Source organism: Pseudomonas sp. P5_A2_2, from assembly GCF_054177685.1.
This window is the reverse complement of sequence record NZ_JBGCUL010000064.1, coordinates 1-12339: the sequence shown is the minus strand read 5'-3', so window position 1 is coordinate 12339 and position 12339 is coordinate 1. Positions and strand designations below refer to the sequence as shown.

Genomic DNA, 12339 nt, shown 5'->3' with positions numbered 1-12339 from the left:
GCGGAGAGGTGCGTTTCGTCACGCAACTGGTCAGCTAGAGCGTGCAGGTGGCACAACAAGTACTGTGGTTCAGCACTCTGGTGTCAAAGGCGTCGAACCTGCCGGCGATCCAGACCGCCTTGAAAAGTGCCGGCGCGCTGGACAGCCAGGTGTTCGATATGGGCCAGGGACAAAAGCAGAGCCGCTTCGTCTCCTGGACCTTCCAGACCAACGCGCAGCAACAGGCCTGGCGCCAGGCGCGATGGACCAAGGCTTCAGCGGAGTAGTTGTAGCGGACAAAAAAACCGTGCCCGGATTGTTCCAGTGCACGGCTTTTAACAAGTCTACTTGTGAACAACTTCGACCAGACCTTGATCAACAACCAGTTCAGCAACTTTTACTAATAAGTTTCGCATCAGCGTTTCGCCGGGCGAATTAGCTCGTTGAATTTACACGCACGCGGTTCCTTGCTCTCGCAATAGTACTGGGAATACCACTGCGTCCACGGATCCTTGATATCAATACTTACCAAAGTTTCTTTTTCTTTTTCTTTGCCCTGAAATCTCATATCCACCGCATCACCCTTTTGCAACAGGTAACCACAGCGCAGGATTTCGCCAATGACAGTGCTACCCTCGACATCCGTGTGAGATTTGAATACTGCTACGTCGAACTCACCCACCGGCCCACGGCCCTTTTGGGACACGCCGTACCACTCACCATCGCCGCTGACGATAGAGGCTATATAAACACCTGGAGCCTCCTCCTTGATGTCGGAAGGGTTTGGGCAGTACTCCGTGACATTTGCCCAGGCATGACCGGACGAAAGAATAGATATACACATCACTAGCTGTTTAAATTTCATAGAACCTTCCTGTAACTAACAACTGGAATTTAGTTTTTAGCTTTTACGCAAAGCCGAGCGCCACACCTGTTCGATACTACCGACTCAAGGCATACACTCAACTATCAGTGGCGTAGGAAAGTTCTCTATATATACGTGGAAAAAATGATCGTTGCGACAGACACAAAAAAACCGTGCCCGGATCGCTCCGGCGCACGGTTTTTTTAACAAGTCTTACTTGTTGACAGCGTCGGTCAGGCCTTTGGCCACAACCAGCTTGATCACTTTCTTGGCAGCGATTTCGATGGCAGCGCCAGTCGAAGGGTTACGGCCAGTACGGGCAGGGCGTTCAGTCACTTTCAGTTTGCCGATGCCTGGAAGAGTGATTTCGCCGCCGTTTTCCAGCTGATCGGCAACGATTTGGCCCAGTTGGTCCAGAGCGTTACGCGCGGTGGTTTTCGGCGCGTCGATAGCTTCAGCGATGTCGGCGATCAGTTGGTCTTTAGTAAGAGCCATTTAGTGTTCCTTCCCTATCAAATTCATATGGATTGCAGAGTGCAATGTCAGCCATCGAGCCCGATCTTCTGGATCTGGCACCCTCGGCCAAATAACCTCGGGATCGGGGTTATAGATACCGAAATCAGGGTTTGGTTCGACCTGACAAATGCTGACTGCACGCTTAACGCAGTGACTTCGCGCAAGACCGGGCAAAGCTAGCACACAGACGTGGAAATATCCGCCTCTAGCTACCCATTTGGTCAGCTTTATTGCGCTAAAACAGGAAAAAAACGCATAAGCGCCGTCGGTCGCCCGTCAATTGCCCTTCGCACCGCGCCAAAACCAGTGGTTGCGGTACACTGGGCGCTTTTTCGGGGGAGCACGCCCTCCTCTCTTCATTCAGCCGAGAAGCCCATGCCGATCCGTCATTGCATCGTCCACCTGATCGACAAAAAACCCGACGGCACACCCGCAGTTCTCCACGCCCGTGACTCTGAGCTGGCTGAGTCCGCGGCCATCGAGAACATGCTCGCCGACCTCAACGAAAGCTATAACGCCAAACAGGGTAAAGCCTGGGGCCTGTTCCATCCGGAATCCGGCGCGTTCCCGTTCAGCGGCTGGCTGAAGGAGTACCTCGAGGGCGGCCAGGATTTCACTGCATTCAGCCGTGTGGCAGTCGAGCATCTGCAAAAGCTGATGGAAGAGTCGAACCTGTCGGTCGGCGGCCACGTGCTGTTCGCGCACTACCAACAAGGCATGACCGACTACCTGGCCATCGCCCTGCTGCACCACAGTGAAGGCGTGGCCGTGACCGACGAGCTGGACGTGACCCCGTCCCGTCACCTGGACCTTGGCCAGTTGCACCTGGCCGCGCGGATCAACGTTTCCGAGTGGCAGAACAACAAACAATCCAAGCAGTACATTTCGTTCATAAAAGGCAAGAACGGCAAAAAGGTTTCGGAGTATTTCCGCGACTTCATCGGCTGTCAGGAAGGCGTCGACGGTCCGGGTGAAACCCGCACCCTGCTCAAAGCCTTCAGCGATTTCGTCGAAAGCGAAGACCTGCCGGAAGACGACGCCCGCGAGAAGACCAAGACCCTGGTGGATTACGCCAGCAGCCAGGCGAAACTCGGCGAACCGATGGGTCTGGAAGAATTGTCAGGGCTGATCGACGAAGAACGCCCGAAGGCCTTCTACGATCACATCCGCAACAAGGATTACGGTCTGTCGCCGGAAATCCCGGCCGATAAACGCACCCTGAACCAGTTCCGCCGGTTCACTGGCCGCGCCGAAGGCCTGTCGATCAGTTTCGAAGCGCACCTGCTGGGCTCGAAGATCGAGTACGACGAAGAAGCCGGCACGTTGATCATCAAGGGCCTGCCCACTTCGCTCACCGATCAGTTGAAGCGTCGCAACTGATGCTCGGCGGCGTACTGAAAAAATTCCTGCTGATCCTGCTGGTGGTCGTGGCTTATCAGAACTGGGGCAAGATCGAGCGAGTGTTCAATCCTTCGCAGGTGGTGCCTGCGCAGACGGAGGCCCAGGCCAACGTCGTGCTCTACGCCACCGAGTGGTGTGGTTACTGCAAGCTGACCCGGCGCTTTCTCGATCAGAAAGGCATTCCGTACAAGGAATTCGATATCGAAAAGGATGCCGACGCTCGCAAGGACTATGCAGCCTTGGGTGGCGGCGGGATTCCGATCATCGATGTAAACGGAACCCTGATTCGCGGGTATGACCCGGATGCGATTTTGGCTGCGTTGAAATAACTGTGGGAGCGAGCTTGGTCCGGGCGGCGTTCCGACGATGAGGCCAACACATCCAACAATCTTGTTGAATGTCAGTCCGCCATCGCGAGCAAGCTCGCTCCCACAAGTTTCTTTCAGCAGGCTTCGATCCGGAAACCAAACCGCGGAAAGTGCACATGCACCACACCGCCACGCTCGTCCTTGCGTCGCACGATCAATTCTTCGCTACCGGCAAACAGCAGCTCTCCCACGACCGGATCAACGCCATAGTCCGTGGCCGCGATCACTACCTGTTGCCCCGCCTTGAATCCATTGGGATCGACAAACTGCTCATCCGGCAATGCCGCTGGCGTGGACGCGCGCGCCACTGCCAGAGCCTCCTCGGAGCTCATCTCGCTGGACGCACCATGACCGAAGCCCAAAACCCTCGCATGCCAGGCGACAACCGCCGGATAAGCATCGACCAGGGGCGCCGTGACCGGCGTCGCCTTGAGAAACCACAGCGAATGAGCCAAAGCGAAGTCGGCAATCGACGGTTCGCCAAACAGGTAATCGCCTTCTTCGCGCTGCAACTGTTGCTCCAGGCGAGACATGATCGTCGGCCACTGGTGTCTGGCCTGCTCGGCGGACAGTTTTGTCGCACTACCACCACTGAACAAACCGGCGCGGTCGGCCAGAAACGCCTTGATCGCTTCCGGCGACAAATTGCCAAAGCGCACCGCTATCGATTCCGGCTGGAACACCAGGCTGACCGCATGCTGGAACACCACCGAATCGGCCCAGGCAGCAAACGATGCGGCGATCATTTCCTGACCTTCCGGGAAGAACGCTGGCAAGGCTTTTTCCTGTTCCAGTCGCCGGGCGATCAATGCCGTGTCGCAATAAATATCGGCACCGACCTGCAACACCGGCGTCTTGCGATAGCCACCGGTCAACGCCGTGAGATCCGGTTTGGGCATCACTGGCGAGATCTTCACCGAACGCCAGGACAAGCCCTTGAAGCCCAGCAGCAGGCGAGCCTTCTCGGCAAAGGGGGACGTCGGGTAATGATGCAGAATCAACTCGGACATGCTCGGCTCCGCCGCAAGGATCAGGAATCCGCAGCTTAGCGCGCAATCAGCTGGCAGCCTACAGATCTGCCTGATGGGAACTGATCATTCAGGGTGATAAGCCAGAGGCGGCGCTCGCCACCAGGCATTCCTTTGCGCTCTTCTTGAGCTGCTTGATCAGCCGTTCCTGACGCAACGCATCGCTTTTGTCGCGACAGCGTTCGGTGTAGACCAGGGCCATGGCCGGGCTGGAAAGAAAGAATCGCGCGCCCTTGCCGCTTTGATGCTTGGCGAAACGACGCACGGGATCATCGCTGATCCCACAATAGAGCGAACCGTTCGCAGCACGAACGAGGTAGACGAACCAGGTTTTGCTCGCGGGGGTGTCGGCGGCGACGGGGCTTTCGCTGAGGGTGGTCACGTAACGTTCAGGGCTTGAAAGGAAACAAGCCGCGATCTTATCAGCGACTGGCCTGGAATGCCTTCAGCCCCTTCAGGGCCTGTGAGCGAACGGCGTTGCGGACAAGTGGCGTCCAGCCCAGCAGCAAGCCTTTGAAACCCAGGGCCTGACGCGACCATGTCCACAGGTCGAAACTGTCGTGATGCTCGCAGATCTTGCCATCGCGAAAGACAAAGCGTGCCTGGATGTCATTGACCACGGCATTGCCGGTCTGACTGAACAGATAGGTCGCGACCCAATGGGCGCTACCGGTACGTTCATCGGCACGGACATGATCGAAGGTCAGGGAGAAATCCTTGGCGCGGCTGGTGAGCATGCACCACATATCGCCAGCATCACGACCACGAAGCTCGCCGAACGCCGGGTCACTGAACACCACGTCATCGGTGTAGCAGGCAGCCATCGCTTCGCCATCGAGACGCTGGAAGGCTTGGTAGAACCGGGTGATCAAGGCGCTGTGGACTTCACTCATGGGCAGACTTCCTGTTGTGCAATGGGTATCGAAAGATTGCCAGCACGATAGTCTGCAAATGGGTCGAACACTATCGGCATTCGCAAGACGAATACCGACAGTGTGCGGGGATCAGACCTTTTCGCTTTCGACCTGCACGTACAACGCACGTCCGGCCCCCAGACCGGCGAGAATCGCACCAAGGCCGATGACACCGAAGATCCAGCCCACTGCCGTCCARCCGCCGGTCCAGTCATGCACGATACCGACCGCGAACGGCCCCATGGACGCCAGGGTGTAACCGAAGCCCTGGGCCATGCTCGACAGGTTCGCCGCCACATGGGAGTCCCGCGAGCGCAGCACAATCAGGGTCAACGCCAGGCTGAACGTGGCGCCCTGCCCCAACCCGAGTACGATCGCCCAGCCCCACAAGCCTTCGATCGGTGCATACAGGCAACCAAACAGACCACCGAGGGTCAGGGCCATCACGATCACGATTGCCAGGCGCTGATCCTTGCCGCGCGTTGCCAGCCATGGCGCGGCGAGGGAACTGACCAGTTGAACGATCACCGAACCCGAGAGCACCAGCCCGGCCTGGGTCGGAGTCAGGCCGCGCCCGATCAGAATCGACGGCAACCAGCCGAACACGATGTAGGCCAGGGACGATTGCAGGCCCATGTACAGGGTCACCTGCCAGGCCAGCGGATCGCGCAGCAAGCCTCGAACGCGATAGGCGACGTTGTGCGCTCCGTGTTTCTGGCCGACTTGCGGCAGCCAGAACAGTGCCGCCGCAAATGCCGGAATGACCCAGAAGCCGAGACCCAGCGCCCAGCTTTTGTCGAAATGCTCGCTCAGCGGCACCGTCGCACCCGCCGCCATCGCCGCGCCCAGACACAGGGCCATGGTGTAGACGCCGGTCATGGTTCCGGCCTGTTTCGGAAAATCGCGCTTGACGATGCCCGGCAGCAACACGCCGATCACGCCGATGCTGGCGCCGGCCAGTACGCTACCGGCAAACAGGCCGATTTCACCGAACGAACTGCGCAGGATGATCCCGCCCGCCAGGGTCAAAAGAATGCCCAGCACCACCCGCTCCGCACCAAATCGTCGCGCCAGCACCGGCGCCAGCGGCGCAAACAGGCCCAGGCAAAGCACCGGCAACGTGGTCAGCAATCCTGCCGCGGACGCCGACAAACCAAGGGACTTCGAGACCTCACTGAGCATCGGCGCCATGCTCGACAGCGCCGGGCGCAGGTTCAGCGCCACCAGTATCAGGCCCATCAGCAACAGCCATGGCCGGCGCAAAACCGGGTGGGTTTGCTGGACCTGTTCGTCATCCGCCTCGGCGTCGATCAGCAGCTCTTCCAGCTCTGCCGAGCGTTTCAGGGTTGTGGATAACTCACTGCGGTGCATGGACTTCTCGGTTTCAAGGTTCATTGATCAACTGCCTCGACAGGGCTTTGGCCCGTTCCGGGTCGCGTTGTTCGACGGCATCGAGCAATTCGATGTGCAGGTCGAACACTTCCTGGCGGCGCGGGACGATGCTCAGGGTCTGGCGCAACTGCGCGCCGACGATGCTGGAGAAATAGCGGTACAACTCGCTGAGGGTCGGGTTGTGCGCGGCGTCCACCAGACGGCGGTGGAACACCAGGTCGCAGGCGATATAGGTATCGAGATCGCCGTGATAGTGGCTGCCGCTGACACCCAGGGCCTCGCGCAATGCCACCAGGTCCTCATCGGTACGGCGCACTGCCGCCAGGCCAATGGCCTCGACTTCGAGGATGTGCCGGGTTTCCCGGGCCTGTTCAAGGGAGCAACGGGACAGCGCCTTCAAGGTATCGAGCGGATCGATCACCGCGCGCAGGTAACTGCCGTCGCCCTGACGGATTTCGATCAACCCGGAAAACGCCAACACGCGCATGGCTTCGCGCACGGTGTTACGGCTGATGCCCAGCTCGGCGGACAACTCAGGCTCGGTGGGCAACCGCTGACCCACGACCCAAACGCCTTGGTTGATGCGCAGGCGCAATTGATCCAAAGCCTGATCGACCAGGGATCGTTTTACTAATGGAGAGATTTCTGACATGGAATTCGCCCTCTCATCCAATCATAGGATGAATTTTCTGACATGGTAGTCAGCTTCATCCAATCAGGCAAGCCATCCTCTATCGCGTCTCACCCTGAGGCCTGAAGTCTCCTTAAGGCAAAAGATGAAATTCCTGACGACTGAAAGTGATTTCCCACCCAGGCCACACGAAAGAGCTGACATCCGAAATTGAGACAGACCATCAGACTTTCGGACTTTGAATGCGGGCACTTACGCTCGAATATCCAAAGGGAATGGGAGCAGCCAATGGAAGAAGTCATTTTCGGCAAGAAGCACAGCCGTCGTTTTTTACTGGAAAAGGATCGGCAACTGCTCGTTGTACGCAGTCAGGCCGGGAGCAAGCTTGATGAGACGTTACGCTGCAAAAAAGCTCGACAGGCATTGGCCAACAGTGAGTTGGTACTGCACATCGAGGACGCCGACGTTCAGCTATTCAAACTGCCGGACAATTCAGATGTAGCCCAATGCAAGGCATTGCTGCGCGAGTTGCCAGACGTACGCTTCGCCGGCAGCGCCCTGGTCGATCCTCATACCCGGGAACCTGTTTTCTACACCGAAAACATTTTCCTGAAGTTCGTCGATCGACTCACTGCGACAGAGTGCCTGGTTATCCTCGACGAATTGGGTTTGACCATCAAACAGCAGGTTCCCTACGCGGCCAACGCCTTTTTCGTATATCACGCACATTGTCACGGCACTGAAGTCTGCTCATTTACACTTCAATTGCTCGATCGTCAGGACGTCGACTACTGCCACCCGGAAATACTGCGTCCGGGGCAACGCCGGGCCATCCATGACAACCAATGGCACCTGAAAAAAACCACCGTCACCTATCAAGTTCAGGTCGATGCCAGCGCCAATGTCGAGGCAGCCCATGCCTTGGCCCAAGGTGAAGGCATCGTGATCGCGATCATCGACGATGCCTTTGATATCGATCACCCCGAGTTCGCCAGTACCGGCAAAATCATCGGAGCGAGAAACTTTGACCGCCATAACGCCCGTCAAGGCCCTCGGCCGAAAAACCCCCTTGAGCGCCACGGTACGGCAGCAGCCGGTGTTGCATGCGCCAATGGTGAAGCCGGCGCCAGCGGCGTGGCCCCTCGAGCCAGTCTCATGCCGTTGAAACTGACCAAGCCACTAGGCGCCCGGGCCGAAGCAGATGCGTTTTTCTGGGCCGCGGACCAAGGGGCCGATATCATTTCCTGCAGTTGGGGGCCGCCGGAAGGACATTGGGCTGACCCTACCGACGCCAGGCACTCTCAGGAGTTTGCGCTGGCCGCGAGCACCCGCCTGGCCATAGAGTACGCAGCGACCAAGGGCCGCCAGGGGAAAGGCTGCGTCATTTTTTTTGGTGCCGGCAACGGCAACGAAAGCGTGGACAACGATGGCTATGCCAGCCATCCCATGGTTATTGCCGTGGGTGCCTGCAATGATCAAAATCGTCGCAGTGCCTACAGTGACTACGGCAAAGCACTGTGGTGTTGCTTCCCCAGCGGGGACCAGCCACACCCGGATCCAAAGTTTAAACCCGCCACCTCAACCCCCCAGACTCGAGGCATTCGAACCACGGATCTGAGCGGCCGGTTTGTCGACCCGATCAATGCTGCCTACACCGATTTGTTCAGCGGCACTTCCAGTGCCTGTCCTGGAGCCGCGGGCGTGGCAGCTCTGGTACTGGGGGTCAACCCGGCACTGGACCGCGGGCGGGTTCGACAGCTCCTCGCCGATTGCTGTGACAAAATCAGCCACGCCGACGACGGTCCCCTCGGTCAATACGATCAAAACGGCCACAGTCATTACTACGGCCATGGTCGCCTCAATGCCCTCCGGGCAGTGCAATTGGCACTGGAACGCGGCAAAACCGCAGACTGACCCAAACACGTAAAAAAAAAAGCCCCGCCGATCAATCGGCGGGGCTCTTTGAGACAGTCACTGACCAATCAATGCAGGATCTGGCTCAGGAACAGCTTGGTGCGTTCATTCTGCGGCTTGTCGAAGAAGTCGTTCGGTGCAGCCTGTTCGACGATTTCGCCCTTGTCCATGAAGATCACGCGGTTGGCCACGGTGCGGGCGAAGCCCATTTCGTGGGTCACGCAGAGCATGGTCATGCCGTCTTCGGCCAGGCCGATCATGGTGTCCAGTACCTCTTTCACCATCTCCGGGTCGAGGGCCGAAGTCGGTTCGTCGAACAGCATGATTTTCGGTTTCATGCACAGCGCACGGGCGATCGCCACACGCTGCTGCTGACCGCCGGACAGTTGCCCCGGGAATTTATGCGCCTGCTCCGGAATGCGTACGCGTTCCAGGTAGTGCATGGCGATTTCCTCGGCCTTGCGCTTGGGCATCTTGCGCACCCACATCGGCGCCAGGGTGCAGTTCTGCAAAATGGTCAGGTGCGGGAACAGGTTGAAGTGCTGGAACACCATGCCGACTTCACGACGGATCGCTTCGATCTGCTTGAGGTCGTTGGTCAGTTCCACGCCATCGACCACGATGCGGCCCTGCTGGTGCTCTTCCAGTCGGTTGAGGCAGCGGATGGTGGTGGACTTGCCCGAACCCGACGGCCCGCACASCACGATACGCTCGCCCTGCTTGACGTTGAGATTGATGTCTTTGAGCACGTGGAACTGGCCGTACCACTTGTTCACGCCCTGCATCTGAATAATGCCTTCAGGGCTCACAGGCTTTTTGATTGCTTCGCTCATTGGAGAACTTCCTAAATTAGGTAGCGACTTAGCGCTTGTGGCCTGTGTCGAGCTTGCGTTCCAGATGCATGGAATAGCGCGACATACCAAAACAGAAAATCCAGAACACCAGGGCGGCGAACACATAGCCTTCGGTGGCCATGCCCAGCCATTTCGGATCGGCGGCGGCTTGCTTGACGCTGTTGAGCAGGTCGAACAGGCCGATGATGATCACCAGGCTAGTGTCCTTGAACAGCGCAATGAAGGTGTTGACGATGCCGGGGATCACCAGCTTCAGGGCTTGCGGCAGAATCACCAGGCCCATGCTGCGCCAGTAGCCCAGCCCCATCGCCGCAGCCGCTTCGTACTGCCCCTTGGGAATCGCTTGCAGACCGCCGCGCACCACCTCGGCCACGTAGGCCGACTGGAACAGGATCACGCCGATCAGCGCCCGCAACAGCTTGTCGAAGTTCATGCCTTCGGGCAGGAACAGCGGCAGCATCACCGAGGACATGAACAGCACCGTGATCAACGGCACGCCGCGCCAGAACTCGATGAAGGTCACGCAGACCACGCGAATCGCCGGCATGTTCGAACGACGGCCCAGAGCCAGGACAATCCCCAGTGGCAGCGCGCCGGCGATGCCGACGGTGGCGATCACCAGGGTCAGCATCAGGCCGCCCCACTGGCTGGTCGCCACGCTGGTCAGGCCGAAGATACCGCCATTCAGCAGGAAGTAGGCAAAGATCGGGTACAGCACCAGGAAGCCCAGCCCGTACACCGCTTTATGGTGAAAGCGCGAGATGAACAATGGCGCCACGCCGACAATCGCCAGCCACACCGTCAGGTCCACGCGCCAGCGCATTTCCGGCGGGTAGTAGCCGTACATGAACTGGCCGAAACGCTGTTGGATGAACACCCAGCAGGCGCCATCCTTGGTGCAGTCGGCGCGGGTGGAGCCCACCCAGTTGGCGTCGAGGATGGCCCAGTGCAGAATCGGCGGCACCACCAGGTAGATCAGGTAGAACGCAAACAGGGTCAGCAGAGTGTTGAGCCAGCTGGAGAACATGTTCGCGCGCATCCACGCCACCGGCCCGAAGACTTTGCTCGGTGGCGGCATGTCAGGTTTGAAAGTATGAGTGCTCATGCGCTTTTCCTTACCGCTCGATCAGCGCAATGCGCTTGTTGTACCAGTTCATCAGCAGGGAAATGCTGATACTGATCGCCAGGTACACGCTCATGGTGATCGCAATCACCTCGATCGCCTGCCCGGTCTGGTTGAGCACGGTCCCGGCGAACAGCGACACCATCTCTGGATAACCGATACCGGCCGCCAGCGAAGAGTTCTTCGCCAGGTTCAGGTATTGGCTGGTCAGCGGTGGAATGATCACGCGCAGGGCTTGCGGGATGATCACCTTGCGCAGGGTCGGGCCGTTGCGCAGCCCAAGCGAATGCGCCGCCTCGGTCTGGCCATGGCTGACCGACTTGATGCCCGAGCGCACGATCTCGGCGATGAACGCCGCGGTGTACACGGTCAGGGCCARGGTCAGCGCCAGCAGTTCCGGGATCAGCACCCAGCCACCAACGAAGTTGAAGCCTTGCAGCTTCGGCATTTCCCAGTGCAGCGGCGCGCCGAAGATCAGGGCGCACAGCGCCGGGATCACCAGGAACAGCGCAAGGCCGACCCAGAACTTGTGGAACGGCACACCGGTTTCTTCGAAGCGCTTGGTGGCCCAGCGGCTCATCAGCACGATGGCGACGATGGCCACCACGACGCTGACTACGAACGGCCAGAAACCATCCGCCATCAGAGCGGCCGGCATGTTCAAGCCGCGGGCGCTGACAAAGAAGGTGTCGCCGAAGTTATGGCTGTTGCGCGGCCCCGGCATGGTCAGGAACACCGCGAAATACCAGAACAGGATCTGCAGCAGCGGCGGAATGTTGCGGAAGACTTCCACATACACCGTCGCTACCTTGCTGATGATCCAGTTCTTCGACAGCCGTGACACGCCGACGATGAACCCGAGGATCGTCGCCAGGATCACGCCGATGAAGGTCACCAGCAGCGTGTTGAGCAGGCCGATGACAAACACTCGGGCATAGGTGTCCGATTCGGTGTAGTCGATCAGGTGTTGAGCGATGCCGAAACCGGCACTGCGCTCCAGAAAGTCAAAACCGGAGGTAATGCCCCGGTGTTGCAGGTTGGTCTGGGTGTTATCGAACAGATACCAGCCCATCGAGACCACCGCCACAATGGTGATGATCTGGAATAGCCACGCACGCACTTTAGGATCGCTGAGGCTGAGCCTCTGCTTTGGTGCGCCGATTGAATTTTGCATGAAGTGCCCCGCAAATAATGGAACAGAACATCACCCGGCGGTTGGCCCACCGGGTGATAGAACCATCAGCGCACTGGTGGTGCGTATTGAATGCCGCCAGCGTTCCACAGAGCGTTCAGCCCGCGGTCGATTTCCAGCGGAGTGCCCTTGCCGAGGTTTTTCTCGAACACTTCGCCGTAG

The 12339-nt window shown here is 58.6% G+C and carries 13 protein-coding genes and 2 pseudogenes; 4 read left to right on the top strand and 11 right to left on the bottom strand.

Going from position 1 to position 12339, the window contains the following annotated elements; translation table 11 throughout:
* Window positions 1–266: pseudogene (locus ACXRVY_RS07980) on the top strand (RlmF-related methyltransferase); the annotation flags it as partial.
* Window positions 267–394: 128 nt separating this feature from the next.
* Here ACXRVY_RS07980 and ACXRVY_RS07975 read toward each other — a convergent pair.
* Both ACXRVY_RS07975 and ACXRVY_RS07970 read right to left on the bottom strand, forming a co-directional pair.
* Window positions 395–844 (bottom strand): DUF3757 domain-containing protein, encoded by a 450-nt coding sequence (locus ACXRVY_RS07975; protein ID WP_223459891.1) that lies wholly within the window; start codon window positions 842–844, stop codon window positions 395–397.
* 213 nt (window positions 845–1057) lie between these two features.
* Window positions 1058–1339: an HU family DNA-binding protein gene (locus ACXRVY_RS07970; protein WP_007905514.1), complete on the bottom strand. Its 282-nt coding sequence runs from the start codon at window positions 1337–1339 to the stop codon at window positions 1058–1060.
* A 396-nt stretch (window positions 1340–1735) separates the two neighbouring features.
* Here ACXRVY_RS07970 and yejK point away from each other — a divergent pair, with 396 nt between their 5' ends.
* Complete coding sequence (yejK, locus tag ACXRVY_RS07965; RefSeq protein WP_008018580.1) at window positions 1736–2740, top strand: nucleoid-associated protein YejK; 1005 nt, start codon at window positions 1736–1738, stop codon at window positions 2738–2740.
* Complete coding sequence (locus tag ACXRVY_RS07960; protein WP_223459889.1) at window positions 2740–3090, top strand: glutaredoxin family protein; 351 nt, start codon at window positions 2740–2742, stop codon at window positions 3088–3090. Before yejK ends, ACXRVY_RS07960 begins: the two co-directional genes overlap by 1 nt.
* Before the next feature lie 113 nt (window positions 3091–3203).
* Here ACXRVY_RS07960 and ACXRVY_RS07955 read toward each other — a convergent pair whose 3' ends face one another.
* From ACXRVY_RS07955 to ACXRVY_RS07935, 5 genes are all read right to left on the bottom strand, one after another.
* Window positions 3204–4139, bottom strand: a complete 936-nt coding sequence (locus ACXRVY_RS07955) for a glutathione S-transferase family protein (RefSeq protein ID WP_223459887.1) — start codon at window positions 4137–4139, stop codon at window positions 3204–3206.
* Window positions 4140–4227: 88 nt separating this feature from the next.
* Window positions 4228–4539: a GIY-YIG nuclease family protein gene (locus tag ACXRVY_RS07950; protein WP_223459885.1), complete on the bottom strand. Its 312-nt coding sequence runs from the start codon at window positions 4537–4539 to the stop codon at window positions 4228–4230.
* Between the two features lie 40 nt (window positions 4540–4579).
* On the bottom strand, window positions 4580–5050 hold the full coding sequence (locus tag ACXRVY_RS07945) for a nuclear transport factor 2 family protein (RefSeq protein WP_223459883.1): 471 nt from the start codon (window positions 5048–5050) through the stop codon (window positions 4580–4582).
* Window positions 5051–5161: 111 nt separating this feature from the next.
* A complete protein-coding gene (locus ACXRVY_RS07940) occupies window positions 5162–6466 on the bottom strand; it encodes a CynX/NimT family MFS transporter (protein ID WP_223459881.1) in 1305 nt (434 codons plus the stop codon).
* Window positions 6456–7115, bottom strand: coding sequence for a FadR/GntR family transcriptional regulator (locus tag ACXRVY_RS07935; RefSeq protein WP_223459879.1), 660 nt, complete (start codon window positions 7113–7115; stop codon window positions 6456–6458). The genes ACXRVY_RS07940 and ACXRVY_RS07935 overlap by 11 nt, the downstream gene beginning before the upstream one ends.
* Window positions 7116–7382: 267 nt before the next feature.
* Here ACXRVY_RS07935 and ACXRVY_RS07930 point away from each other — a divergent pair, with 267 nt between their 5' ends.
* A complete protein-coding gene (locus ACXRVY_RS07930) occupies window positions 7383–9008 on the top strand; it encodes a S8 family peptidase (RefSeq protein ID WP_223459877.1) in 1626 nt (541 codons plus the stop codon).
* 68 nt (window positions 9009–9076) lie between these two features.
* On the opposite strand, the gene ACXRVY_RS07925 is transcribed toward ACXRVY_RS07930, so the two are convergent.
* The 4 genes and pseudogenes from ACXRVY_RS07925 to ACXRVY_RS07910 form a co-directional block, all read right to left on the bottom strand.
* Window positions 9077–9841: an amino acid ABC transporter ATP-binding protein gene (locus ACXRVY_RS07925; protein ID WP_458237216.1), complete on the bottom strand. Its 765-nt coding sequence runs from the start codon at window positions 9839–9841 to the stop codon at window positions 9077–9079.
* A 28-nt stretch (window positions 9842–9869) separates the two neighbouring features.
* Window positions 9870–10967: an amino acid ABC transporter permease gene (locus ACXRVY_RS07920; protein WP_223459873.1), complete on the bottom strand. Its 1098-nt coding sequence runs from the start codon at window positions 10965–10967 to the stop codon at window positions 9870–9872.
* A 10-nt stretch (window positions 10968–10977) separates the two neighbouring features.
* Entirely contained in the window at window positions 10978–12159 is a 1182-nt protein-coding gene (locus tag ACXRVY_RS07915; protein ID WP_223459871.1) for an amino acid ABC transporter permease, read from the bottom strand.
* A 65-nt stretch (window positions 12160–12224) separates the two neighbouring features.
* Window positions 12225–12339, bottom strand: a pseudogene (locus ACXRVY_RS07910) (amino acid ABC transporter substrate-binding protein); the annotation flags it as partial.